General features: G+C 66.2%; 23 protein-coding genes. 9 read left to right on the forward strand and 14 right to left on the reverse strand.

Annotated elements, in window-relative coordinates; translation table 11 throughout:
* Positions 1 to 4: 4 nt before the first annotated feature.
* Positions 5 to 1,078, reverse strand: a complete 1,074-nt coding sequence (locus tag R1L06_RS01855) for an ankyrin repeat domain-containing protein (RefSeq protein WP_317216778.1) — start codon at positions 1,076 to 1,078, stop codon at positions 5 to 7.
* On the opposite strand from R1L06_RS01855, the gene R1L06_RS01860 reads away from it, so the two are divergent.
* The 7 genes from R1L06_RS01860 (at position 974) to R1L06_RS01890 (ending at position 9,052) form a co-directional block, all read left to right on the forward strand.
* Positions 974 to 3,331: a Tle-like phospholipase domain-containing protein gene (locus R1L06_RS01860; protein ID WP_317216779.1), complete on the forward strand. Its 2,358-nt coding sequence runs from the start codon at positions 974 to 976 to the stop codon at positions 3,329 to 3,331. The genes R1L06_RS01855 and R1L06_RS01860 overlap by 105 nt on opposite strands.
* Positions 3,332 to 3,509: 178 nt before the next feature.
* Positions 3,510 to 4,985, forward strand: coding sequence for an anthranilate synthase component I (gene trpE, locus R1L06_RS01865; protein ID WP_317216780.1), 1,476 nt, complete (start codon positions 3,510 to 3,512; stop codon positions 4,983 to 4,985).
* Between the two features lie 67 nt (positions 4,986 to 5,052).
* The gene (locus tag R1L06_RS01870) at positions 5,053 to 5,832 is read left to right on the forward strand and encodes an SIMPL domain-containing protein (protein WP_049461246.1); all 780 of its coding nucleotides are present in this window, start codon (positions 5,053 to 5,055) and stop codon (positions 5,830 to 5,832) included.
* Between the two features lie 2 nt (positions 5,833 to 5,834).
* Positions 5,835 to 6,422 carry an anthranilate synthase component II gene (locus R1L06_RS01875; protein ID WP_014038739.1) on the forward strand — a complete coding sequence of 196 codons (588 nt, stop codon included), beginning with the start codon at positions 5,835 to 5,837 and terminating at the stop codon, positions 6,420 to 6,422.
* A gap of 16 nt (positions 6,423 to 6,438) precedes the next feature.
* Positions 6,439 to 7,470, forward strand: a complete 1,032-nt coding sequence (gene trpD / locus R1L06_RS01880) for an anthranilate phosphoribosyltransferase (RefSeq protein WP_049401667.1) — start codon at positions 6,439 to 6,441, stop codon at positions 7,468 to 7,470.
* A gap of 74 nt (positions 7,471 to 7,544) precedes the next feature.
* Entirely contained in the window at positions 7,545 to 8,339 is a 795-nt protein-coding gene (trpC, locus tag R1L06_RS01885) for an indole-3-glycerol phosphate synthase TrpC (protein WP_049401666.1), read from the forward strand.
* Positions 8,336 to 9,052 carry a haloacid dehalogenase-like hydrolase gene (locus R1L06_RS01890; RefSeq protein WP_032127168.1) on the forward strand — a complete coding sequence of 239 codons (717 nt, stop codon included), beginning with the start codon at positions 8,336 to 8,338 and terminating at the stop codon, positions 9,050 to 9,052. Before trpC ends, R1L06_RS01890 begins: the two co-directional genes overlap by 4 nt.
* 168 nt (positions 9,053 to 9,220) lie before the next feature.
* Here R1L06_RS01890 and R1L06_RS01895 read toward each other — a convergent pair whose 3' ends face one another.
* Complete coding sequence (locus tag R1L06_RS01895) at positions 9,221 to 9,982, reverse strand: sulfite exporter TauE/SafE family protein (protein WP_014038735.1); 762 nt, start codon at positions 9,980 to 9,982, stop codon at positions 9,221 to 9,223.
* A gap of 62 nt (positions 9,983 to 10,044) precedes the next feature.
* Entirely contained in the window at positions 10,045 to 10,734 is a 690-nt protein-coding gene (gene crp, locus R1L06_RS01900; protein ID WP_010482649.1) for a cAMP-activated global transcriptional regulator CRP, read from the reverse strand.
* A gap of 149 nt (positions 10,735 to 10,883) precedes the next feature.
* Between crp and speD the strand changes: the two genes are divergently transcribed.
* Both speD and R1L06_RS01910 read left to right on the forward strand, forming a co-directional pair.
* Complete coding sequence (gene speD / locus R1L06_RS01905; RefSeq protein ID WP_006473908.1) at positions 10,884 to 11,678, forward strand: adenosylmethionine decarboxylase; 795 nt, start codon at positions 10,884 to 10,886, stop codon at positions 11,676 to 11,678.
* Between the two features lie 168 nt (positions 11,679 to 11,846).
* On the forward strand, positions 11,847 to 12,167 hold the full coding sequence (locus R1L06_RS01910; protein WP_005411314.1) for a DMT family transporter: 321 nt from the start codon (positions 11,847 to 11,849) through the stop codon (positions 12,165 to 12,167).
* A 109-nt stretch (positions 12,168 to 12,276) separates the two neighbouring features.
* Here R1L06_RS01910 and R1L06_RS01915 read toward each other — a convergent pair whose 3' ends face one another.
* The 11 genes from R1L06_RS01915 to R1L06_RS01965 form a co-directional block, all read right to left on the reverse strand.
* Positions 12,277 to 12,903 carry a superoxide dismutase family protein gene (locus tag R1L06_RS01915; RefSeq protein ID WP_317216781.1) on the reverse strand — a complete coding sequence of 209 codons (627 nt, stop codon included), beginning with the start codon at positions 12,901 to 12,903 and terminating at the stop codon, positions 12,277 to 12,279.
* 31 nt (positions 12,904 to 12,934) lie between these two features.
* Entirely contained in the window at positions 12,935 to 13,504 is a 570-nt protein-coding gene (locus R1L06_RS01920) for a superoxide dismutase family protein (RefSeq protein WP_317216782.1), read from the reverse strand.
* Positions 13,505 to 13,597: 93 nt separating this feature from the next.
* Positions 13,598 to 15,046: a nitrogen regulation protein NR(I) gene (gene ntrC / locus R1L06_RS01925; protein ID WP_317216783.1), complete on the reverse strand. Its 1,449-nt coding sequence runs from the start codon at positions 15,044 to 15,046 to the stop codon at positions 13,598 to 13,600.
* The gene (locus tag R1L06_RS01930; RefSeq protein WP_317216784.1) at positions 15,039 to 16,100 is read right to left on the reverse strand and encodes a two-component system sensor histidine kinase NtrB; all 1,062 of its coding nucleotides are present in this window, start codon (positions 16,098 to 16,100) and stop codon (positions 15,039 to 15,041) included. Before R1L06_RS01930 ends, ntrC begins: the two co-directional genes overlap by 8 nt.
* Before the next feature lie 116 nt (positions 16,101 to 16,216).
* Positions 16,217 to 18,262, reverse strand: coding sequence for a TonB-dependent receptor (locus tag R1L06_RS01935; protein WP_317216785.1), 2,046 nt, complete (start codon positions 18,260 to 18,262; stop codon positions 16,217 to 16,219).
* A gap of 217 nt (positions 18,263 to 18,479) precedes the next feature.
* Positions 18,480 to 18,773: a hypothetical protein gene (locus R1L06_RS01940; protein WP_014035514.1), complete on the reverse strand. Its 294-nt coding sequence runs from the start codon at positions 18,771 to 18,773 to the stop codon at positions 18,480 to 18,482.
* Between the two features lie 109 nt (positions 18,774 to 18,882).
* Positions 18,883 to 20,037 (reverse strand): murein transglycosylase A, encoded by a 1,155-nt coding sequence (mltA, locus tag R1L06_RS01945; RefSeq protein ID WP_317216786.1) that lies wholly within the window; start codon positions 20,035 to 20,037, stop codon positions 18,883 to 18,885.
* A 51-nt stretch (positions 20,038 to 20,088) separates the two neighbouring features.
* On the reverse strand, positions 20,089 to 20,628 hold the full coding sequence (locus R1L06_RS01950; RefSeq protein ID WP_317216787.1) for a cytochrome b: 540 nt from the start codon (positions 20,626 to 20,628) through the stop codon (positions 20,089 to 20,091).
* A gap of 118 nt (positions 20,629 to 20,746) precedes the next feature.
* Complete coding sequence (locus R1L06_RS01955) at positions 20,747 to 21,493, reverse strand: N-acetylmuramoyl-L-alanine amidase (RefSeq protein ID WP_317216788.1); 747 nt, start codon at positions 21,491 to 21,493, stop codon at positions 20,747 to 20,749.
* Positions 21,494 to 21,742: 249 nt separating this feature from the next.
* Positions 21,743 to 23,173 carry an ammonium transporter gene (locus R1L06_RS01960; RefSeq protein ID WP_121505011.1) on the reverse strand — a complete coding sequence of 477 codons (1,431 nt, stop codon included), beginning with the start codon at positions 23,171 to 23,173 and terminating at the stop codon, positions 21,743 to 21,745.
* Positions 23,174 to 23,194: 21 nt separating this feature from the next.
* Complete coding sequence (locus tag R1L06_RS01965; protein ID WP_004134334.1) at positions 23,195 to 23,533, reverse strand: P-II family nitrogen regulator; 339 nt, start codon at positions 23,531 to 23,533, stop codon at positions 23,195 to 23,197.
* Positions 23,534 to 23,869: the final 336 nt, after the last annotated feature.

A 23,869-nucleotide genomic window follows, 5' to 3' on the forward strand; every position in this document is an offset into this window, starting at 1 on the left:
ACTCCTACAACGGCGGTATGTCCTGCTCCTTCGCCGGGAACCCGAATGCTTCGCGCTTCTCGCGGATGTACTGCGGAAGCGGCGGCCGGGCAATGCCGTGATCGATCAGCCACTGCTGGCACTTCTTCTGCCAGGGCAGCAGGTCCGGTGTGGTGATTTCCCAGTAGATGGCTTCGACCATGGCCATCCGATCGGGCGCGCCCGGTTGCGCCGATGACGGCGATGCAATCGTGGGGTCCGCACCATGCTCAAGCAGCCAGTAGGCCTGCTCGAAGCCGCCACGGCCGGTGTACCAGCTGAGAACGGTATCGGCCTGGCCGATGTTGGATTCGTTGACGTGCGCGCCTCGCTCCACCAGCAGCTGGATGTTCTTCCACAGGTTGCCGGAAATGAAAGCCTGGAACAGCAGCGTTTCGGTATTGGAGGTGCGCGTGTCCGGGTCGCCGCCATGATCCAGCAGCAGGGCCAAGTAGCGCGGATCGTCCATCTTCGCGGCATAGACCATGGCGTTGTTGTGGCGGAACGTCTCGCCGTCCAGCGTTTCAATACGCCGTGCATTCGGGTCGGCGCCGTTGTCGAGCATCGCGCGCAGGCCTTCCAGGTTCTGTGCGCGCAACGGCCACGCGATGAGCGGAATGCCATCCTGCTTCGAGAACTCCTTGTCGGGGTTCACGCCTTCGGTCTTGATCAGGCGCGTGATCGTCGCCGCATCACCCTGTTCGGCGGCGATGGCCAGTTCAAGTGCCTTGCCCTCGAAATAGCGCTCCGCGCCATGTGAAGACGTGCGCGCGCAGGCGCTCAGCAGCATCAGCAGCATCAGCGCCAGGCAGGAAAATGGCGTAAAGGAACTGTGAGGGTGACGGTGCATGTGATCCCTTGACATGGACGCGTTCGGGGGATGATAGCGTTGGCTGTGGTCATTCCAGCAGGTCCTGGATGACCGTGTCTTCACTGATGAGCAATGGAGTCTGCCATGAGCGGTCACGATCCCGAGCAGCAGGAACGCCTGTTGCAGGCCCGCGCCAAGAGCGTCCAGGCGCAGCAGCACCTGGTCGAGCAACTGCAGGGAGGTGGACATGCCACCGAGGCGGCGCGCTTGCGCGAGACCTATCACGCCCGCGAGCTGGGTTCGCTTGCTGGTGATGTGTATGCCTCGGCAAAGGGCAAAGGTGAGCCGCCGGTCGGGTGGACGCGGGCCAGTGCCGTGACCGACCCGGACACGCTCAAAGCGGCGGGCATCAGCCTGGGGGCGTCCGACCTGAAGACGCTGATGCGGCCGAACGACTCGGGCTTCCGCGCAGAGATCTACATTCCGGACAAAAGGGTGTTCGGTGATGGCGCCAAGCCGGTGCTGGTGTTCAAGGGATCAACGGGCGAAATCATCGATCCCCGGGCGAAAGGCGGGCGGCGTGAGTCCGGAGGCGAGGATTTCCTCAACAATGGACGCCAGGGCGTAGGCATGCAGAGCGACTACTACGATCGGGCCATGGCACTGGCGAGTCGCTTGAAGACCTCTGGTACCCAGTTTGAACTCGCCGGTCATTCGCTTGGCGGCGGCATGGCCTCTGCCGCTTCGGCGGTTACCGGTGTACGTGCGACCACCTTCAATTCGGCGGGGCTGCATCCGGCCACCGCCGATCGCTACGCGAAATCCCACGGATTGCCGGTGTTCAACACGCGCGACACGGTGCACACCTACCAGACGTCGGGTGAAGTGCTCAACGATGTGCAGAACGGATTGAAGCGGCTCAACGAGCATCACCGGCAGGGCTTTGGCCTGTTGGCCAGCGAGACCAGCCAGCTGCTGCGTCAGCCCGGCGTGCAGCAGATGGTTACCCGCAAGCTGCAGGAGATGATGCCGGCGGGTGCGCAGACGGCCACGGCCCAGCTGGTTGACCAGCTGGCGTCGAAATCCGGGGCAGAGGCATTGCGCAATGTTCCGGTGGCCGCGGGCAGGATGGAACTGTTGCTGGACGCCAAGACCGAAGTGAACGGAAAGGTGGTGGACCGCCGCCATCGAGAAGCGCCAAGCCAGCTTGCCGAATACGGTGGCCCGCTGGCCGAGGTGCTGATCGCAGGTGCGCGCGGCATGCGTGCCGGACGGGTTGCCGGTGAACATGTCGAGCAGGTCGGCGCGCTGGCGGGCCGGGGCATGAGCTTGTCCGGCGTGGCCGTCGAGCGTGCGTCGACCCTGCAGGGAAATGCGATCGGCACCGTGGTCGACTACGGTGGCAAGAGCATGCGGGTGGGCATCGAAGGCGGTGCGACGGTCATTGCCAAGGGTCGCGAGCTGCAGGGTCTGGTCGAATCGGTCAGCCACCGCGTGCAGGCCAAGGGCAGTTACGGCTGGAACATCGGGGCCAGCGTGCTGGGTGCGCTCGGTGCCGACGACATGGCCAGACAGATGCGTGAGCACGGTGATGCGGCGCGCAATCAACACGAAACCAAGGCCCGTGAAGCCACCCGTGAAGCGGCGGCGGATGCCGGCCGCATCCGTGCCGGCGGCCATCATCTGGGCGGCCAGCTGCAGCAGGGCGTGCATGGCGTGGCCAATGGGCTGCGCAACGGCTATGCCGTGTACGGCGCGACTTTCCACATGGGCATGAACTGGAGCAGCCATCAGATCACCGGGCTGACCTCGCAGGCGCCGGCCGTGCTGGCCGGCACCGTCGGGCTGGGCGCGATGGCCAACAAGGGCATTGCCACGCACCTGCCCACGCCGGCACTGCCGCAGAACCTGGTCAACCTGGCCAAGACGTCGTGGGTGATCGGGCGCGGCAGTGCGACCATGGGGGAGTCGGTGGACCGGCATGGCATGAGCGAGACGATGAACCCCAGTCTCGACGCGGCAATCGCGAGCCAGGAGGCGGCCGCGCGCAAGCTGCTTGGACGGCCGCATGCGCAGCTGCAGGAGGGGGGCGCGAAGATACCCGCGCTGAACGATCCGGGGCACATCGATTTCCATCTGTTCAAGGGCGCGCAGACCGGTGTGCACGGCCTCGATGTGGCACATGGCCGCATCCCGAACCTGCAGAGCGATCAGCTGGCCGGGGCGTTGGCTGTGCAGGCCAAGCGCGAAGGGTTGCAGGCCATCTCCCATGTGCTGCTCAGTGACGACCGCACGCGGGCATTCGCGGTCGACACCCGGGATCTGCAGGCGGCCCACCGCCGACATGCGCATGTGGACGTGGCGGCCGGCATGGCCCAGCCGCTGGTCGTGAGCACGGCGCAGGTTGACGCCCTGAACACCGGTCGCGAACAGGCGACGGCAGCCGGACTGGCCCAGCAACAGGGGCTGGAGGCCCAGGAGAACGCCCGGCGGATGGGCTAATGGCCGAATGAACCGCGACGCCGCGACGGGGTTCCCCTCCCGCCCAGGCTGCGATACAGTCAAGGGGTGTCCAGCCTGACGACCCCGCATACCCTTTCTTCCGCACGCCGTTGGTGGCGATGGTGGCCCGTTGCCGTCGTCCGCCCCCATAACGCTGTGTCCCGGAAGGAAAGTCGTCTTGAACTCGTACGCTCAGTTTCTGCAGCAGGCCGCTGAAGGCCACACCCATATTCCCGTCGTCCGTGAAGTGCTGTCCGACCTGGACACGCCGCTTTCGGTCTATCTGAAGCTCGCCGACGGCCCCAATACCTACCTGTTTGAATCCGTCGAAGGCGGCGAGCGCTTTGGTCGTTACTCGATCATCGGCCTGCCGGCACGTCGCGTGTACGCCTTCCACGGCCACACCCTGACCGTGCGCGAGGATGGTCAGGTGGTGGACACCCGCGAGGTGGCCGACCCGTTCGCCGAAGTCGAGGCGCTGCGCAGCGCCCACTCGGTGCCCAAGCTGGAAGGCCTGCCGGGCTTCACCGGTGGCCTGGTCGGCTGGTTCGGTTTCGAGTGCATCGGCTACATCGAACCGCGCCTGGCCCCGCCGGCCGGCCGCGACGAGCTGGGCACGCCGGACATCCTGCTGCTGGACTCCAACGAGCTGGCAGTGTTCGACAACCTCAAGGGCCGGCTGTACCTGATCGTGCATGCCGACCCGCGTGTCGACGGTGCCTTCGAGCAGGCCCAGGCGCGTCTGGATGCACTGACCGCCAAGCTGCGCGCACCGGGGGCCGGCTATCCGGCACCGCTCAACAGCGACGTGCTGGACGAATCCGATTTCGTCTCCGGATTCACCCGCGAAGGCTTCGTCGATGCGGTCCAGCGCAGCAAGGAATACATCCGCGCCGGTGACATCTTCCAGGTGGTGCTGAGCCAGCGCCTGAGCGTGCCGTTCAAGGCGCGCCCGGTGGATGTGTACCGTGCGCTGCGTGCACTGAATCCGTCGCCCTACATGTATTTCCTCGATGTCGGCGACCTGCAGGTGGTCGGTTCCTCGCCGGAAATCCTGGTGCGTTTGCAGGATGGCGAAGTGACGGTGCGCCCGATCGCTGGCACCCGGCCGCGCGGTGCCACTGTCGAACAGGACCTGGCGCTGGAAGCCGAGCTGCTGGCCGATCCGAAGGAGCGCGCCGAGCACCTGATGCTGATCGACCTCGGCCGTAACGATGCCGGTCGCGTGTCCAAGGCCGGCACCGTGGAAGTGGGCGAGCAGTTCGTGATCGAACGCTACAGCCACGTCATGCACATCGTCAGCGAAGTGACCGGGCAGCTGCAGCCGGGCCTGAGCTATGCCGACGTGCTGCGTGCCACCTTCCCGGCCGGCACGGTCAGCGGTGCGCCGAAGATCCGCGCGCTGGAAGTGATCCGCGAGCTGGAACCGATCAAGCGCAATGTCTACGCCGGCAGCATCGGCTACATCGGCTGGCATGGCGATGCCGATACCGCGATCGCGATCCGCACCGCGGTGATCAAGGACGGCCGCCTGTATGTGCAGGCCGGCGCCGGCATCGTCTACGACTCGGACCCGGACAAGGAATGGGACGAGACGATGAACAAGGGCCGCGCGCTGTTCCGCGCCGTCGCCCAGGCCGCCAAGGGCCTGTAAGCCTGCCTCGCCACGGCCGCTGCGCCGTGGTCGTTCCGCCGTTCCCGTTCAAGACAAGGAGTACCGCATGAAGCTGCTGAGCGCATTGCTGTGGTCGTCACTGCTGGCCACGATGGCCCCGTCTGCGTGGGCGCAGGCCAACACCATTCCCTCCCAGCCGCACCTGCTGGTGAAGGGCGAGGCGCGCCGCGAGGTGATGCCCGACCGGTTCGGCCTGCAGTTGAACATCGAAGAGACCGACATGGATGCCGACGCCGCGCGCCGCCGCGTGCAGGACAACGTCGCGCGCGTGCTGGCGCTGTTCAAGCAGCACAAGGCGGTGGAGGGCAGCGTGCGTGCGGACAATCTGCGGATCGGCCCGGCCACGCGCTATGAGCAGAACCGGCAGGTCTTCGTCGGCACCCGCGTGTCGCGCCAGCTGCGTGCCAGCTTCGCCAGCGTGAAGGCGATGCAGGACGTGCTGGGTGCACTGAAGGCCAACGAGAACCTGCAGGTCAGCAGCGTGGCCCCGACCTACTCGGGCGAAGTGGCGCTGCGGCGCGAACTCAAGGGCGAGGCCGCCGCGTCGACGCGCCAATCCGCGCAGGGCCTTGCCAATGCCTACGGCACGAAGCTGCGCGGGCTGTACAGCATCTCCGATGTGGCGCCGAACTTCGCCTATGGCGTGCAGGCGGGCAATTGGCCCAGAAGCGACGACATGGTGACACCGCCATCGCCGCCGTCACCTGCGGCGCAGATGGACATGATCGAGACCACCGGCTCACGCCTGCGCGAATCCATCGAAGCCGGCCCCATCACCTACACCGAAAACGTATACGCCATTTTCCTGATAAGCGACGGAACCTGACCATGTTGTGGATGATCGACAACTACGACAGCTTCACCTACAACCTCGTGCAGTACCTGCAGACGCTGGGCGCCGAGGTGAAGGTGGTGCGCAACGATGCGATGAGCGTGGACGAGATCGCCGCGCAGAAGCCTGAGCGCATCGTCATCTCGCCCGGCCCGTGCACGCCCAACGAAGCGGGCGTGTCGCTGGAGCTGATCCAGCGCCTGGGCCCGACCACGCCCATCCTCGGCGTGTGCCTGGGCCACCAGGGCATCGGCCAAGTCTACGGCGGCACGGTCATCCGTGCCGGCAACATCATGCATGGCAAGACCTCGCCGATCCGCCATGAAGGCAAGGGCGTGTTCGCCGGCCTGCCGGACCGCTACCAGGCCACCCGCTACCACTCGTTGGTGGTGGACAAGAACAGCCTGCCCGATGTGCTGGAAGTGACCGCCTGGACCGAGAACGACGACGGCTCGATCGAAGAGATCATGGGCCTGCGCCACCGCCAGTTCCCGGTGGAGGGCGTTCAGTTCCACCCCGAATCCATCCTCACCGAACATGGCCACGCCCTGCTGCGCAATTTCCTGCAGCGTCCGGCGGCCTGATCCAAGGAGCATTCCCATGAGCTTCTCCCCCCAGGAAGCCCTGCAACGCACCATCGAACACCGCGAAATCTTCTTCGACGAAATGGTCGACCTGATGCGGCAGATCATGCGCGGCGACGTGTCGCCGATGATGACCGCCGCCATCCTCACCGGCCTGCGCGTGAAGAAGGAAACCATCGACGAGATTGCCGCGGCGGCCACGGTGATGCGCGAATTCGCGCTGGCGGTGCCGGTGGCCGATACCACCCACCTGGTCGACATCGTCGGCACCGGCGGCGATGGCTCGCACACCTTCAACATCTCTACCTGCGCGATGTTCGTCGCCGCTGCGGCCGGTGCGCGCGTGGCCAAACATGGCAACCGCAGCGTGTCGTCCAAGTCCGGCAGCGCCGATGCAGTCGAAGCACTGGGTGCGGCCATCGAGCTGCAGCCGGCGCAGGTCGCCGCGGCCATTGAACAGACCGGTATCGGTTTCATGTTCGCGCCGATCCATCATCCGTCGATGAAGGTGGTCGCGCCGGTGCGCCGCGAGATGGGTGTGCGTACCATCTTCAACATCCTTGGCCCGCTGACCAACCCGGCCAGCGCACCGTCGGTGCTGATGGGCGTGTTTCACCCCGATTTAGTGGGTATCCAGGCACGCGTGCTGCGCGAGCTGGGCACCGAGCGCGCCATGGTGGTCTGGGGCCGCGACAACATGGACGAGATCTCGCTGGGCGCCGGTACCCTGGTGGGCGAGCTGCGCGACGGCAAGGTACGCGAGTACGAGATCCACCCGGAAGACTTCGGCATCGCCATGTCGGCCAGCCGCAACCTGCGCGTGGATGGCCCGGAGCAGTCCATTGCCATGCTGCGCGCCGTGCTGGACAACCAGCCCGGTCCGGCGCTGGACATCGTGGCCCTGAACGCCGGCGCCGCGCTGTACGTGGCCGGCGTGGCCAGCGACATCGGCGACGGCCTGGCCCGTGCCCGTGCCGCCATCGCCAACGGCAGCGCCCGCCAGCGCCTGCAGCAGTATGTAGAGACCACCCGCGCGCTGGTTGCCTGAGCGCGCGGTTCAGCCTGACCCTCTTGATGGCCGATAATGGCCGTCCTCACCGCCCCCGCACCGAATCGAAGACGATGAGCGACATCCTGCAGACGATCCTGGCCCGCAAGGCCGAAGAAGTGGCCCAGCGCCGTGCCCAGCGTCCCCTCGAGGACCTGCAGGCGGCCGTGGCCAGCGCCCCGCCGGTACGTGGCTTCGTGCGCGCGCTGCAGGCGGCAGTGGCCAACGGCGATCCGGCGGTGATCGCCGAGGTGAAGAAGGCCAGCCCGTCCAAGGGGGTGATCCGCCCGGATTTCCGCCCAGCCGACATCGCCGTCAGCTATGAGTTCGGCGGCGCCAGCTGCCTGTCGGTGCTGACCGATGTGGACTTCTTCCAGGGTGCCGATGCCTACCTGCAGCAGGCCCGTGAGGCCTGCACGCTGCCGGTGCTGCGCAAGGACTTCGTGATCGACGCCTACCAGGTGTACGAGGCGCGCGTGCTGGGTGCCGACTGCATCCTGCTGATCGTCGCTGCGCTGGACGACACGCAGTTGGCCACGCTGTCCGAACTGGCGATGTCGCTGGGCATGGACGTACTGGTGGAAGTGCACGACATCGACGAGCTGGAGCGTGCGCTGCAGGTACCGGCACCGATGATCGGCATCAACAACCGCAACCTGCGCACCTTCGAGGTGTCGCTGCAGACCACGCTGGACATGCAGAAGGCGGTGCCGCGCGATCGCCTGCTGGTCACCGAGAGCGGCATCCTCGGTCCGCAGGACGTGGCACTGATGCGCGATGCCGGCATCCACTCGTTCCTGGTGGGCGAGGCCTTCATGCGCGTGGAAGAGCCGGGCGAGGGCCTGCGTCAGCTATTCTTCGCGGCATGAAAACGCACTATCCGACGCCGCGCGACGATGCGCCGCTGGTGGTCTTCGATTTCGACCACACCCTCTACGACGGCGATTCGGGTACTCACCTGTTCGCTTCGCTGATCAAGCGCAACCCGCTGCGCATGCTGGCGGCGCTGCTGGTCACGCCGATCGCCGGGCCGATGGTGGCTCTGCTGCCGACCCGCCGTACCGGCATTTCGGTCTATGTGTGGATCGGCAGCTTCGGCCTGCACCGTGCGCGCGATTTCAACAAGGTCATCGACGCCTATGTGCTGCGCAACGAGGCGCAGATGCGCGCCAAGCTGCTGCCACAGGCGCTGGAGGTGTTCGCCGCGCACCGGGCCAAGGGTGACCGCGTGGTGGTTGCCACGGGCGCGCCACCAGAGCTGGCACGCGCGATCCTGGCCTTCGTCGCCCACCAGGACGTACCGGTGATCGGCACCGAGGTCGGCCCACGGCTGGGTGGCGTCGGCCCGACCCGCCACTGCCACAACGAAGAGAAGATGCGCATGCTGCGCGAGCGCGGCTACGGCGACATCGATATCGCCTACTCCGACAGCACCGCCGACCTGCCGCTGCTGCTGGCCGCCAAGGCGCCGGTGGTGGTGAACCCGAAGCCGGGCAGGGTGGACTTCTTCCGCCGCGTGCTGCCGGCCGGCACCCGCATCCTCAACTGGGGCTGCGTGGACCGCGGCGGTGACAAGGCGTAACGCGCGGAATCCGCCGGGGATGGGATGACGGAGTGCCGGGCTGCGACCCGGTAGTGCCGGCCGCTGGCCGGCAACTTCATGATTGCGGAAGGGCTTGCGGGGTTGCCGGCCAGCGGCCGGCACTACCGAATCCCGTGCAGCTAGCGCCGGGCCATGCCCGGCGAGCGCTCAGCGCGCCAGATACCCGGTCAGCGCATGCCCGATCTGGAACAGGCTGATGCCCAGCACCAGCACGCCCACGGCCACCAGCACCCAGCGCTCCTTCAGGCGCTTCACCAGCAGTGCGGCCACCGGCGCGGCCATCATGCCGCCGATCAGCAGGCCGGCCACGATCTGCAGGTGATGCAGCCCCATCGACAGCAGGAACGTTGCTGAAACTGTCAGGGTGACCACAAACTCGGCCGCGTTCACCGTGCCGATGGTGGTGCGTGCCTGGCCGCCGCGGGCCAGCAGGGTGGAGGTGGCCACCGGCCCCCAGCCGCCCCCGCCGCTGGCATCCAGGAAGCCGGCGACGAAGCCCAGCACGGGCACCCGCTTGACCTCGCCCTTGGGCATCAGGCGGCCGGCGGCACGTGCCAGGATGATGATGGCCAGCACCAGCAGGTACAGGTAGATGAGCGGGCGGATCACCTCGCCGGGCAGCTGGGTCAGGCCGTAGGCACCCACGGCGCCGCCTACGGCGCCGGGCAGCGCCAGGCGCAGGAACAGGCGCTTATCGACATTGCCGGCGACCAGATGCGACACACCGGAGGCGCCAGTAGTGAACACCTCGGCGGTGTGGATGGCTGCACTGGCCTGCGCGGGCGGAATGCCCATGGCCAGCATCACCGACGACGACACGAGGCCGAACGCCATGCCCAGCGCGCCGTCCACCAGCTGGGCGCCCAGGCCGATGAGGATGAACCACCAGAATGCGCTGCTCAGTTCCATGCACCGAGCCTAGCGCGTGAAAGAGTGCGGACCAAGGTCCGCACCCACCGGCTGCTCAACGATCAACGGGTGCCGTACAGCACCACGGTCTTGCCGCGGGCGTGCAACAGGCCATCGGTCTGCAGCTTCTTCAGCACGCGGCCGGCCATTTCGCGCGAGCAGCCGACCAGGCGGGCCAGTTCCTGGCGCGAGACGCGCAGCTGGCTGCCCTGCGGATGGCTCATCGCCTCCGGCTCCTGCGCCAGGTCGTGCAGGGTGCGCACGATCCGGTCGGTAACGTCCAGGAATGCCAGGCGGCTGGCCTTGCGGCTGGTGTCGAGCAGGCGCTTGGAGATCTGCTGGCCCAGCGCGTACAGCAAGCGCGGGGCATCGGCCGACAGCGGGCCGAGGAACAGCTGGTGCAGGCGCTCGTAGCTGATTTCGGCCAGCTCGCAGGCGGTACGGGTCCTCAGGATCACCTCGCGGCGGTCCGATTCAACGAACAGGCCCATCTCGCCGACGAACTCGCCGGCACCGAAGTAGCCCAGCACCAGCTCGCGATCGTCATCTTCCTCGGCCATGATCGAAACCGAGCCGCTGATGACGTAATACAGGGTTCCCGCCGGGTCACCGGGTCGGAAGACGTCGGTACGGGTGGGGTATCGCCGCCTGTGGCTGTGCGCCAGGAAACGATCGATTGTGGCGATATCCAGGGCCAGTGGACTGCTAGCTAGGCGCACGGTTGACACGATAGGAGCGCTCCCTCTGCGCATGAACGGATTCACGGGGTCGATAGCGGAGCTTAACCAGCGCAATTGTTAAGGGCAAACAGTGTGCCAGATGTGAGCGCTCTTCACGTTCCCCCCGGGGACAGTTTGCCCCATAATTCCCCCTTTCCCTTCTTACACAGGAATCGACCGCCGTGGTCAAGCCGTTGCCTCGCCTGAGGCTGCAGGGTTTCAACAACCTCACCAAGGCGCTGAGCTTCAACATCTATGACGTGTGTTACGCGCGCACCGAAGAGGAGCGTCAGCGTTACATTGAATACATCGATGAAGAGTACAACGCCGACAGGCTGACTCAAATCTTGACCGATGTCGCCGAGATCATCGGCGCCAACATCCTGAACGTGGCCCGCCAGGACTACGATCCGCAGGGTGCCTCGGTGACCATCCTGATCTCCGAAGAACCGGTGATCGACAAGAAGCAGGCCGGCAAGGAGCTGATCTCCGATGCCGTGGTCGCGCACATGGACAAGTCGCACATCACCGTGCACACCTATCCGGAAACGCACCCGCAGGAAGGTATCGCCACCTTCCGCGCCGACATCGACGTGGCCACCTGCGGCGTCATTTCGCCGTTGAAGGCGTTGAACTACCTGATCGAAAGCCTCGAGTCGGACATCGTGATCATGGACTACCGCGTCCGTGGCTTCACCCGCGATGTGAAGGGCAAGAAGCACTACATCGATCACAAGATCAACTCGATCCAGAACTTCCTGGCCAAGAACATCAAGTCGCGTTACGAGATGTTCGACGTCAACGTCTATCAGGAAAACATCTTCCACACGAAGATGCACCTGAAGGACTTCGACCTGGACCAGTACCTGTTCGAGGAAAAGGCCAAGAACCTGTCGTTCAAGGAACGCATGAAGATCGAAGCGCTGCTCAAGCGCGAGATCGAAGAGCTGTTCCACGGCCGGAACCTGTCCGAGTAAGCCCCATGTGCGATGCCCGCAGGCATCGCCGCCCAGGCGGGACGACCCGCCCCGTGGAACCAGTGCCCCGCACGCGTTACAGTTCCACGGTGATGTACCGACCCACGGCCCGGTGTGAAAACACCGGGCCGTTTCGTTTTTCTCAGAAAAGGTAAGGAGCCCCCACCCATGCCCTGGATCTACCTGCTGCTGGCCGGCCTGTTCGAGATCGGTTTCGCCCTCGGAATGAAGTACTCCGAAGGCTTCAGCAAACCCCTTCCCACCGCTGCCACGGTCGTGTCCGCGCTGATCAGCCTGTACCTGATGAGCCAGGCGATGAAGAGCATCCCGGTCGGTACCGCCTACGCGATCTGGACCGGTATCGGCGCCATGGGCGTGGCGGTGCTGGGCATCTACCTGTTCAACGACAGCGCATCGCCGGCCCGCCTGGCCTGCGTGGGCCTGATCGTGGCCGGTGTGATCGGCCTGAAGCTGGTCTCGCCCAATTAACTGGTAGTGCCGGCCGCTGGCCGGCAACCTCCGGATATGCGATTGCCGGCCAGCGGCCGTCACTACCGATAAAGAAAAACGCCGGCTTGCGCCGGCGTTTTCTGATGGCTTACTGCGCCTTCTGGATCACTGCGCAGGCCAGGCGCGCACCGGCGTTGCCGGTCGGCTGGGTTTTGTAGTCATCCGCATCGGCATGGACGATCAGGCCGCGGCCGATGATGTCGAAGTCATCGCCCTTGCCGATGTTGACGTTGCTCGACACCGGACCGTCGATGGTGGCCACGCCCTTGTCGTCGGCCTTGATGTTGGGCATGTCGCCACCGTGGTGCGGATCGGCGGACACGCTGCCGTGATCCTGCTTGCCCGGGTTGAAGTGGCCACCGGCGCTCATGCCGTCCGGCGCGCTGCAGTCGCCCTTCTCGTGAATGTGGAAGCCGTGCTCGCTGCCCGGCTTCAGGCCGCTGATCTGGCCGGTCACGTGGACCTTGCCGTCAACCACCTTGAAGGTGACGCTGCCCTTGGTCTCGTTGCCCTGGGTCGGCGCCAGCTCGGCCGTGGCCGAGGCGTCGGCCGCCGGGGCGGCAGCGGGTGCCGGTGCTGCGGCCGGTTCAGTGGTTGCGCCCTCGGCCGGCGCGGCCGGCGCGGTTTCAGCCTGCGGCGCGGCCGGCTGCTGGTTGCAGGCCGCCAGGCCCAGTGCAGCAATGGCTGCGAACAGCGAAGTGTGGATCAAACGCATGGAATCTCTCCCTGGATGATGCCTGCAGTGATCAGCGGACAACCCGGATCACGCCACAGGCGATGCGGACGCCGGCATTGCCGGCGGGCTGGCTGCGATAGTCGTCGGCGTTGGCATGCACGACCAGTGCACGTCCGGCGATATCGGTGGCGGCGCCTCCGCCAAGGGTAACGCCCTTGAGGTGGATATCGACGTTGGCGCGGCCCTGGGCGTCGGCACGCAGATTGTCCATGTCGCCCAGGTGGTGCTTGCCGGTGCCGGCGCGGTCATGCGCAGCGCCACCGGGATTGAAGTGATTGCCGGCACTGCTGGCATCCACCGCGCTGCAGTCACCGCGCTCATGAATGTGGAAACCGGCCTGTTGCATCGGCTGCAGGCCACCGATCAGCCCAGTGATGTGGATGCCACCGGGCTCCACCATCAGCGCGATGCGGCCACTGACGATGCTGGCCGAGGCCGGCGCCAGATTGGCCTCGGCCTGTTTGGCGGCGCTGACGACCACCGGCGGCGGCGGGGTGGGTTCGGCCTTCTTCGGCGCACTGCCACAGGCAGACAGCAGCGCGGCGGCGGACAACGGCAGGATGGCAATGGACAGACGCATCGAAGACTCCTTGCAGGTGACACTACGGACGGCATCGTCCATGAACGATCAACGGTTCGGCAAGCGGGCGCGAGGATCGCGTGCAGGGACCGTTCAATGGCCCCCGCGACGGCGGCCAGCGCCCAGCTTGCGGGTAAGGGTATTGCGGCCAAGGCCCAGGCGGGCCGCGGCTTCAGCACGGCGGCCATGGGTGATCTGCAGCGCGGCCTCCAGCAGGGCATGGTCGACCCGCTCACGCACCTGCGCGTGCAGCCCTTCCACGCCTTCGGCCAGCTGCCGGCGTGCCCATTCGGCCAGCAGCGCCTCCCATTGCCCCGGATCGGCGCTGGTGGTGCTGCTGCGACGACCGCGCGTACGGTTGAGCGCGGTATCGACGTCGGCCACACCAATGGTGTCAGCGGCGGCCAGCGCCGCCATCCGCCAGCACACGTTTTCCAATTCGCGCACGTTGCCCGGCCAGTCGTGTTCGCGCAGCGCCTGCAGTGCGGCGGCGGTCAGGCGCTTCGGTGGCGTATCCAGCTTGCGTGCGGCGGCGGCCAGGAACGTGCTGGCCAGTTGCGCGATGTCCTCGCGACGCTCGCGCAGCGGTGGCAGCTGCAGGCGCACCACATCCAGGCGATGCAGCAGATCGGCACGGAACTTCCCCTGCGCGACCAGCCCTTCCAAATCCTGGTGGGTGGCGGCAATCACACGCACGTCGACGCGGATCAACTCGCGGCCACCGACGCGGAAGAACTCGCCCTGTGCCAGCACGCGCAACAGACGGGTCTGCAGCGGCAACGGCATATCGCCTATTTCATCGAGGAACAGCGTGCCGCCGTTGGCCTGCTCGAAGCGACCGATATGGCGACGCTGGGCACCGGTGAAGGCGCCGGCTTCGTGGCCGAACAACTCGCTTTCCAGCAGCTCGGACGGGATTGCAGCAGTATTGAGCGCGACGAACGGCCCCTGCGCGCGCGGTGATTCGCGATGCAGCGCATTGGCCACCAGCTCCTTGCCGGTGCCGGTTTCGCCGGTGATCAGCACCGCCAGCGGCGCCTGCGCCAGGCGGCCGATGGCACGGAACAGCGCGCGCATCGGCGGGGTATCGCCCACCAGTTGCGGTGGCTGGTCGCCATGCGCTTCCGCCGCAGGTGTGGGCGCCGCCAGTGCCGGTGCAACGGCCGGCAGCACACGCTGCGCCAGCGCCACGGCGTCGTCCAGATCGAACGGCTTGGACAGGAATTCATGCGCGCCACCGCGGAACGCACCGGCCGTGCTGGCCACGTCGGTGTAGGCCGACATCACCACCACCGGCAGCTGCGGCAGCGAGGCCTTGAGCTTGTCCAACAGCACCAGGCCATCGTCACCCGGCATGCGCACATCGGTGAACAGCAGCGCCGGTGGCGGGCCTTCGCTCAACGCCTGCAGGGCGGGGGCGGCGCTGTCGAAATCGACGACCTGGTAGCCCGCCTCGCGCAGCGCGGTGCACAGCACGAAACGCACGGCCCGATCGTCATCGACCACCCAGATGCGCTGCGGGGACGAAGAGGACTCAGACATCGTGCGGGGCCTCCTCGGCCGGGGCGGCGCCGCTGACGATCGGCAGCAGCAGGGTGAACACGGTATGGCCCGGGCGCGAGCGGTAGGTCAGTGTGCCGCGATGTTCGCGTGCGACCTGCTGCGCCAGCGCCAGGCCCAGGCCAGTGCCTTCGGCGCGACCACTGACCAGCGGCAGGAACAGATGCTCGGCCAGCTCCTCGGGCACGCCACGGCCGTCGTCGGCGATTTCCAGGCGCAGCGCCAGCGTGTGCAGTTGCTCGGCGATGCGCACGCCATGCTCCACGCGGGTGCGCAGGGTGATGCTGCCGGCGCCGGCCTGGATCGCGTTGCGCACCAGGTTCCACACTGCCTGGGTGAGGCGGTCGGCGTCGCCATGGAATTCGGGAATGCTGGGGTCGTAGTCGCGCTGCAGGCGTACCGCCCAGCCGGCCTCGTTCTCGGCCAGGCGCAGCACGCGCTCCAGCGCGGCATGGATGTTCAGTTCGGCATGCGGCGCGGCCGGAGCCGGCGACAGCAGCTGGTCAAGCAGGCCGTTGAGGCGCTCGATCTCGGACCCGATCAGCTCGATCAGCTCGCGTTCGCTGGCATCGCGCTGGGCCGCGCGGCGGGCCAGCAGCTGGGCCGCGCCCTTCAACCCGGCCAGCGGATTACGAAGCTCGTGGGCCAGTCCCTTCAGCGCCGCGCTGAGCGCGCTGGGCAGGGCCTGGGTCGGGTCGAGCCCGGGGAATTCATCGACCGGATGCGCCTCCAGCAGCCAACCGCCATCGTCGCGGCGGCTCATCCAGCCCTCGGCGAAGCGCGGGGCCTCGCCGGGCACCGCCAGCGCCAACCGGTTCAGGCGCAGGCTGTCGCGCTCATCGCGAGCCAGGAAATGGGCCAGGGCTTCGCCCTGCACTTCCAGTGCGGCCAGCGGCCGCCCCAGCAGGCGCCGGACGCTGACGCCCAGCCAGCGGGCGAAGGCCGGATTGCAGCCGGCGATGCAGCCATCGGCCCCGGCCCAGGCCAACGGCGTGCCCAGGGCATCGAGGGACGGCGGGGGTGCGGGGTCGGACATTGCACCAATGTAGTGCAAAAACGCGGGTCCGGGGTCGGATCCCTTTCCGTCAGGAAAGGGCCCTGACCACTGCCGCAGGGCGAGCAAGCTCGCCCACTACCGGATACGTGAGCGGGTCACAGTTTCATATTGAGGCCGACGAACACGCTACGGCCAGGGGCCGGCGAAAACATCGGGCGAGCGCTGTCCCAGAAGAAGCTGTCGTACCAGGCGTAGGCGTACTGGCGTCCGGTAACGTTCTTCAGCTGCAGGTCCACGCTCCAGCGTGGGTTGATCTGGTAGGCCGCGCTGAGGTCGAGCACGGCAAAGCCACCGAACTTTCCGGCCACATTGCGCTCCTCAAGGTAGTAGTCGCCCTGCGCGCGTGCCTGCAGGCCGAGGCGAAGCGCGTCGCTGGCGCGGTAATCCGCCCCCAGGTTGCTGATGTATCGCGGGGTGGCGGCCACTTCGCGGCCCTGCAGGGAAATGCTGGCGTCGCGGTCGTCGCGGGTGATCTTCGCTTCCTGGTAGGCGTGCGACGCCCATACCGTCCAGTCGTCGCCCAGCTTCAGGCTCAACTGCGCATCCACGCCGCGTCGGCGGGTCTTGCCCAAGGTGACCGTGGTACCGGTGGCCGGCATGTTGGACACCTCGTTTTCCGCATCCTGCTGCCATACCGCCAGACGTACCTGGCTGCCCGCGAACGGCTGGAACTTCAGGCCCAGCTCCATGCCGGTGTTGGTGGACGGATGCATCGGCGCCTGGCCCGGGGCGAGGTAAGCCGGCGCGGTGGATCCAGTGAGCACCTGGAAAGTGCGGCCCCAGTTTGCGTAGACGTGGGTGTTCTCGCCCAGGCTGTGGATGACGCTCAGTTTGGGCTGGCCGATGCTGCCGTAATCCTGCAGCCGAGCGCTGAGGCCGTTCATCAGGTGGGTACGGCCACTGAAGCGGTCCACACGGTAGGCCGGCACGATCTTCCACGCCTCGACGGGCTGGTAGATGGCCTGCACGTAGGCGCCCCAATTGTCGAAGCTGTGGCGGTCGTTGTTCTGCACCCGTGTCGGGGCACGGCTGAAGTCGGTGGGTTCGGCGTAGGCGTAGCGATCGCGGAGGTAGCTGTTGTCCTGCTGCTCGTAGTTCAAGCCGCCCTCGACGGTAAGCGCGGGGCTGGCCTGCCAGGTGAGCGTGCTGAGCAGGCCGGTCTGCCGCTCATCCCACACGCGGCGCTGGCGCGGCAGGTTGCCGGTGGGCAGGTCGCTGAAGGTCACGCGGCGGTCGTCTTCGTAGCGGTTGTAATAGAGCCGCGTGCCGAAGGTGAGCCTCTCAGACAGTTTCATATCCAGGTGCGCGGCAATCTGGCGCATGTCGCGGTCATCGCCATCGTTGCCGTTGCGCAGGTCGCTGCCGCGGCGATGCGTGCGCAGTTCGTCGGCGGTCATGAAGCCGGGTTCTTCGGCTTCGTGGTGGTACGCACGCGCGGTCAGGCCCACGCGCAGGCCTTCGTCCAGCGAGCCGTAGAACCATTTGCCGCCCAGCGAATATTTCTTCGAGGTGTCGTGGTCGCGGTAGCCATCGCTGGCCTGGGTGCCGACGAAATAGTTCTGTGCGACGCCATTGGCTTCACGGCCTACCGCCAGCTGCGCATCACGGGTGTTGTAGCTGCCGTAGGCCAGCCGCGCATCGGTATAGCTGCCGCCCTGGCGCGTGCCGAAATTCACGTTGCCGCCGATGTTGTGCAAGCCATAGCGCGGATCGTTGGTACCGCGCACTACTTCGATGTAGCTGATTTCCAGCGGGAACAGCATGTCGATGAAGCGCTGGTTGCCGCTGTTGACGTTGCTGGGAATGCCATCGATCAGCGTCTTGATGGCATTGAGGTAGCCCTCACCGTTGAAGGCGCGGAAGCTGACCTTGCCCGATTCGGCACCCTGCCGGGTTTCGGTGAGCTGGATGCCGGGCATCTGCCCGAGCAGTTCCCAGCTGTGCGAGACGTTGCGGTCTTCGATCTGGTCCGCGCCCAGCACGTCCACCGAGGTCAGCACCTGGTGCGCGCTCAGCTGGCCCTCCCCGTGCTGGTGTACCTGCACCCTGCCGAGGGTGAGTGCGGCGTCGGCCGATTGTGCGAGTGCTTCAGGGGCGAACGGAGCCGCCGCGAGGGCGGCCACCAGCGTGGAGGTCTTCATCGGGGCAGAAGGGTGCGGGCAAAAATGTAATTATATAACATTTCGTCCGCGACTCTTTGTAGAGTCGAGCCGTGCTCGACTGCCGCAGCCAAAAGCAGTCGAGCATGGCTCGACTCTACAAGGGCGGTGAAGCAGTCGAGCGTGGCTCGACTCTACAAGGGCGGTGAAGCAGTCGAGCGTGGCTCGACCCTACAGGCGCGGGTGCCGAATGATGCGCTTACACCGGGTAGCCGGTGGCTTCCCTGGCCTTCTTCCAGGCGCTTTCAAACTCGCGCGCGGAGATTTCGTCGTCTTCGTCGAAATCCAGGAACGACACCGGCTGGTCGGCCAGCAGGAAGCGGTCATCGCTGTGGGCGTGCTCGTCGGCCCAGACCATCTTGGTGCCGTAGATCTCCACCTGGCGCACGATCTTCTCGCCACGGGCTTCCATCAGCACGTTGCCCTTGCCCAGGCCCGATTCGGCCCAGTGCTTGTAGTACTTCTTTGCGTTGTTGTTCTTGATGTTCTTCATTGCAGGGGGTCCTGGCCGCAGGCGCGGCCGGAGAGTTCGGAATGGCGCCATTATCAGGCATCCGGGGTCAGAACCCTTTCCTGCGGAAAGGGATCCGACCCCTGCCGATTCAGTTCGGCAGCGCCACGCCCTTCGGCCACAGCATCCAGATGTTGCCCTTCTGCTTCATGTCGCCGGCCAGCTTGCCTGCGGCATCGCCACTGCCCCAGTACAGGTCCGCGCGCACTTCGCCGGCAATGGCGCCGCCGGTGTCCTGCGCGGCCACCGGGCGCACCACCGGGGTGCCGTCCGGGCGCGTGGTGGACAGCCACAGCAGGCTGCCCAGCGGCACCACGGTGCGATCCACTGCGACGCTGTAGCCGGCGCTGAGCGGCACGTTCAGTGAACCTCGCGGGCCTTCCGGGCTGTCCGGGTTGCGCACGAAGAACACGTAGCTGGGGTTGCTGCGCAGCAGTTCCGGCACGCGCGCGGGATTGGCCCTGGCCCAGGCGCGGATCGCGTCCATGGTGACGTCTTCCTTCTTCAGCTGGCCCTGGTCGACCAGCCAGCGACCGATCGCGCGGTAGGGGTGGCCGTTCTGTTCCGCATAGGCCAGCCGCACCTGCGTGCCATCGGGCAGGCGCACGCGGCCTGACCCCTGGATTTGCAGCAGCTGCAGGTCCATCGGGTCAGTCAGCCAAGCCAGTACCGGGGCCTTGGCGCCCTTGGCCGCGATGGTGCCGGCGTCGTCATAGGGCTTGAGCACCTTGCCCTCGACGCGCCCGCGCAGGCGCTTGCCCTTCAGTTCCGGGTAGACGCTGTCCAGCTGCACCACCACCAGATCATCGGGCGTGCCGTACACCGGTACGCTGGCAGCAGCCGTGCGGGTGAGGCTGCCGGCGTAGATCGGCTCGTAGTAGCCGGTAATCAGTCCGTCGGTCTGGTGACCGCCGGCACGCAGCGCATAGACATCGAGGTCGCGCTGCAGGAACTGCCGGATCGCGGCCGGGTCCTTGTCTGAAACCGCCGCGGCGGTGGCGCAGGGTTTGGCCCAGACCGCATCGTTCTTCAGGCGGGTGCAGCTACTGCGCCAGGCGACGAAACCGGCCTGCAGGTCGTTGTCGGAAACAGACGGCAATGCACCCCATTCGGCCTTGACGTACGTGGCAGGCGATGGGGCAGGCGGTGCCTCTGGTGGCGTTCCCAATGTGGAACACCCCGCCAGCAGCACGAGGGTACCCAGGCTCCAGTACCTGCGGTTCGATTGGGCGTTGAATGCGGTCATGGGTCAAATGTAGTGCAAATGACCCTCTGCGTAGCAGCTTTTTCACGGCGTTTACCAACTCATCCGCTTCAGGATCGCATTGCCCGACAGATGATGCTTGACCACGGCGGCGATATGCAGGAACAGAAGCCCGCCCAGAACGACGCATGCATAGCGGTGTGCAGTATTGAACGCCATGGTCAGCTGCGGGTCGCTGATGGGCTGTGGAAAGCTCACCAGGTTGAACACATTTATCTCCCGCTCCATCATCAGCACGCCCGTCAGCAGCACGACGGTCGTGACAAGATACAGAGCGGCGTGAGCAATCAAGGCAGCCCATTCCGCTCCGCTGGCGGGTGCATCCCGGTGATTTGAGATGGCAATCACCACGCGTATGGCGAACAACGGAATCAACACCGAGGTGATGGACACGTTGAAGAAACCAATGGTTTCAGCGACGGTATGCGGCACGTCAAGAAGCGCCACGTAGAAACCACTGACAGTGGCCCAGAGGATGATGACCGCAGAGATCCAGTGCAGCAGCACCTGGGCTTTTGAGTAGCGCATGGGAGGCAATTCGCTCGATTGACGATGTCGGGCGACCTTAGGCATTCACCTCCTTGAACAACATCGAATGGATTGCAAAAAGTTCCCAGAGCCATCCATTCAGTGATTCCGATCAGATTCCCGAGGGATTCGCCCGTTGCCAGCTGCAAGCCGGCAGCCCTCTTTACGGCGTCTGCAGTAGCAGCGAGTGCAGGATGCGCGCGTCTTCGGCATCCAGTGTCTTCGGCAGGTCGTCGCGGCCACGGAAGCGGCGGTGGAAGGCGGCGATGGTGGCTTCGCGGTTGTCCAGCGGATAGCCGAAGCGGGCCAGCGCATTCCACGCGTCGAAACCCTCCGGCGCAGCACCGTCGGCCGCGCGCGGCCAGACGCCGAACCCGGCGTCGGCCAGCTGCTGCCAAGGGAAGAAGCGGCTCGGATCCTGCTTGCGGGTCGGCGCCAGGTCGGCATGGCCGATGACCTGCCGCGGCGGGATGTTCAGCCGTTCAGTGAGATCGCGCAGCAGCACGATCAATGACTCGATCTGCGCCGGGCTGAAGGGGCTGCGACCGTCGTTGTCGAGTTCGATGCCGACCGAGGCTGAATTGAGATCGGTGATGGTGCCCCAGCGTCCGGCACCCGCGTGCCACGCACGGCGTTCATCGGCCACCAGCTGGTAGCGATGGCCATCGGCACCGATCAGGTAGTGCGCGCTGACCCGTCCGCCGCTGTTGGCGGTACGCAGCGTGTGCAGGCTCTGCTGCACCGACTTCTGCTCGGTGTGATGGATGACGATGATGACCGGCGTGCGTGCATTCTGGTTCGGCGACGGCACCCAGGTGGCGAGCGGGTTGCGGGTTTCCTGCGGCGCGGAGGCACAGGCGGCCAGCAGCAGGCAGGCCGAGAGCATCAGGGCGGTGCGGATCGGGTGCATGGCCTGATTGTGCGTGATCAGGCGCGATGATGCATGCCGCCGTGCCGAGCAAGCTTGGCACCCACCCGAGAGGATGCGGTAGATCCACGCCATGCGTGGATGGTCTACCCGCTGTGCCGACCAAGTGGTCGGCACCCGCCAGAGCAGACCCAGACCCAGTGCCAAGCAAGCTTGGCACCCACCAGAACAGTAGAAGTGCCGACCAACGGTCGGCACCCACAACATCAATGCAGTAGCTCGGCCGCTACTTCAGGCCTCGTAGGCGGACTCGCCGTGCGAGGTCACATCCAGGCCGGTGCGCTCTGCTTCCTCGGTCACGCGCAGGCCGACCACGCTGCGCACCACCAGCAGGATCAGCGTGGTCACTACCGCCGACCAGACCACGGTCAAGCCGACGCTGACCACCTGCACCCAGACCTGATGGGCGATATCCAGATCGGCCTTGGTGCCGCCCAGCGACTGCGCACTGAACACACCGGTGAGAATCGCGCCGACGATGCCGCCGACACCATGCACACCGAACACGTCGGCGGTGTCGTCCACCTTCAGCAGGCGCTTCAAACCGGTCACACCCCACACGCAGACCACGCCGGCGACGAAGCCGATGATGATCGCGCCGAGCGGGCCGACGGTGCCGCAGGCCGGGGTGATGCCGACCAGGCCGGCCACTGCGCCCGAGGCCGCGCCCAGTGCAGACGGCTTGCCCTTGCTGATCGCTTCCACCAGCGTCCAACCGAGTACGGCAGCGGCCGTGGCCAGCACGGTGTTGAGGAAGGCTAGCGAGGCGACGGTATCGGCGGCAGCGGCGGAACCCGCGTTGAAGCCGAACCAGCCGACCCACAGCAGCATCGCGCCGATATAGGTAAACGGCACGTTGTGCGGCTTCAGCGCGGTCTGGCCATAGCCCAGGCGCTTGCCGACGAACCACGCGGCGACCAGACCGGCCACACCGGCGTTGATGTGGACCACGGTGCCACCGGCGAAATCGATCGCGCCCATCTCACCCAGGTAGCCGCCACCCCAGACGATGTGCGCCATCGGGATGTAGCTGAGGGTGAACCACAGCGCCGAGAACAACAGCACCGCGCGGAACTTGATACGCTCGGCGAACGCGCCGACGATCAGCGCAGTGGTGATGCCGGCGAAGGTCGACTGGAAGGCGACGAACAGGTAATCCGGCAGGCCCTTGATCGGGGTGTTGCCGACCGACTCCGGAGTGAAGCCCTTGAGGAAGGCGAATTCGGTGAACGAGCCGAAGAACGGGTTGCCGGCGCTGAACACCGCGCTGTAGCCATACGCCACCCACAGCAGCAGCACCAGCGAGAACACCACCAGGATCTGGCTGAGCACCGACAGCACGTTCTTCGAACGCACCAGGCCGCCATAGAACAAGGCCAGGCCCGGCACCACCATCAGCAGCACCAGCAGAGTGGACGTCAGCATCCAGGCCACGTCGCCATGGTCGTAGGTCGCGGCGGCTTCAGCCGCGGCCGGTGCGGCGGCCGGAGCGACCGGGTCCTGCAGTGGTTCGACCGCCACGCTTTCGCTCGGCAGCGGCGAGATCTGGGCCTGAGCGTGGGCACTGCCCGGCCACGCACCGGCGGCCAGCGCGCTGAGCAGCATCAACAGGCACACGAAGTGGAACCGGGCTTGCCACCCGGTGAGAAGGCGCATCTTCATGGGGGAGTCTCCGGAAAGGGGTTACAGCGCGTCGGCACCGATTTCGCCGGTGCGGATGCGGATGACCTGTTCGACGGCGGTGACGAAGATCTTGCCGTCACCGATCTTGCCGGTGCCTGCCGACGACTGGATCGCTTCGATCACCGCGTCGGCACGCTCGTCGGTGACCACGGTTTCGATCTTGATCTTCGGCAGGAAGTCGACGACGTACTCGGCGCCGCGATACAGCTCGGTGTGGCCCTTCTGGCGGCCGAAGCCTTTCACTTCGGTCACGGTGATGCCCGACACGCCTGCGTCGGAGAGGGCCTCGCGGACCTCGTCGAGCTTGAACGGCCGGATGATGGCGGAGATCAGTTTCATGTGCATGTCCCGAGGGTGGATGGGGCCAGCGCGCCAGCGCGCGTTGGCATCAGGCAACCAGCGGCCATCAGGATGATGGCCGTGGCTGTTGCACCGGACACGTACAGGGCCGGGACGGCCGTGCCTCTCTCCTTGCACGACCGACGCGGGAGGGAGGGCGGCCCTGGTCGCGTATCCGGTCTCTCTTGCCCCTGTTTCAGCGGACTAACAGTCCGCTCTACTGCAGCGGGCCAGCGGCCCGCTCTACCACGGCGGGTCGGGGTCCGCCCTGCGGCTCCCCAGCCGCGAAGACGGAAGCGATGGCGGCGGGTGGGAGGGGGAGGCCCACCGCCATCG

This window comes from Stenotrophomonas mexicanensis (assembly GCF_032911605.1).
GTDB lineage: Bacteria > Pseudomonadota > Gammaproteobacteria > Xanthomonadales > Xanthomonadaceae > Stenotrophomonas > Stenotrophomonas maltophilia_A.

Bases quoted from the DNA above. Each gene is read 5' to 3' on its own strand.
- R1L06_RS01860 (WP_317216779.1), top strand. From the start codon at position 974: ATGAGCGGTCACGATCCCGAGCAGCAGGAACGCCTGTTGCAGGCCCGC.
- R1L06_RS01855 (WP_317216778.1), bottom strand. From the start codon at position 1,078: ATGTCCACCTCCCTGCAGTTGCTCGACCAGGTGCTGCTGCGCCTGGAC.
- R1L06_RS01870 (WP_049461246.1), top strand. From the start codon at position 5,053: ATGAAGCTGCTGAGCGCATTGCTGTGGTCGTCACTGCTGGCCACGATG.
- R1L06_RS01875 (WP_014038739.1), top strand. From the start codon at position 5,835: ATGTTGTGGATGATCGACAACTACGACAGCTTCACCTACAACCTCGTG.
- trpD (WP_049401667.1), top strand. From the start codon at position 6,439: ATGAGCTTCTCCCCCCAGGAAGCCCTGCAACGCACCATCGAACACCGC.
- trpC (WP_049401666.1), top strand. From the start codon at position 7,545: ATGAGCGACATCCTGCAGACGATCCTGGCCCGCAAGGCCGAAGAAGTG.
- R1L06_RS01890 (WP_032127168.1), top strand. From the start codon at position 8,336: ATGAAAACGCACTATCCGACGCCGCGCGACGATGCGCCGCTGGTGGTC.
- R1L06_RS01895 (WP_014038735.1), bottom strand. From the start codon at position 9,982: ATGGAACTGAGCAGCGCATTCTGGTGGTTCATCCTCATCGGCCTGGGC.
- crp (WP_010482649.1), bottom strand. From the start codon at position 10,734: ATGCGCAGAGGGAGCGCTCCTATCGTGTCAACCGTGCGCCTAGCTAGC.
- R1L06_RS01910 (WP_005411314.1), top strand. From the start codon at position 11,847: ATGCCCTGGATCTACCTGCTGCTGGCCGGCCTGTTCGAGATCGGTTTC.
- R1L06_RS01915 (WP_317216781.1), bottom strand. From the start codon at position 12,903: ATGCGTTTGATCCACACTTCGCTGTTCGCAGCCATTGCTGCACTGGGC.
- R1L06_RS01920 (WP_317216782.1), bottom strand. From the start codon at position 13,504: ATGCGTCTGTCCATTGCCATCCTGCCGTTGTCCGCCGCCGCGCTGCTG.
- ntrC (WP_317216783.1), bottom strand. From the start codon at position 15,046: ATGTCTGAGTCCTCTTCGTCCCCGCAGCGCATCTGGGTGGTCGATGAC.
- R1L06_RS01930 (WP_317216784.1), bottom strand. From the start codon at position 16,100: ATGTCCGACCCCGCACCCCCGCCGTCCCTCGATGCCCTGGGCACGCCG.
- R1L06_RS01935 (WP_317216785.1), bottom strand. From the start codon at position 18,262: ATGAAGACCTCCACGCTGGTGGCCGCCCTCGCGGCGGCTCCGTTCGCC.
- R1L06_RS01940 (WP_014035514.1), bottom strand. From the start codon at position 18,773: ATGAAGAACATCAAGAACAACAACGCAAAGAAGTACTACAAGCACTGG.
- mltA (WP_317216786.1), bottom strand. From the start codon at position 20,037: ATGACCGCATTCAACGCCCAATCGAACCGCAGGTACTGGAGCCTGGGT.
- R1L06_RS01950 (WP_317216787.1), bottom strand. From the start codon at position 20,628: ATGCCTAAGGTCGCCCGACATCGTCAATCGAGCGAATTGCCTCCCATG.
- R1L06_RS01955 (WP_317216788.1), bottom strand. From the start codon at position 21,493: ATGCACCCGATCCGCACCGCCCTGATGCTCTCGGCCTGCCTGCTGCTG.
- R1L06_RS01960 (WP_121505011.1), bottom strand. From the start codon at position 23,173: ATGAAGATGCGCCTTCTCACCGGGTGGCAAGCCCGGTTCCACTTCGTG.
- R1L06_RS01965 (WP_004134334.1), bottom strand. From the start codon at position 23,533: ATGAAACTGATCTCCGCCATCATCCGGCCGTTCAAGCTCGACGAGGTC.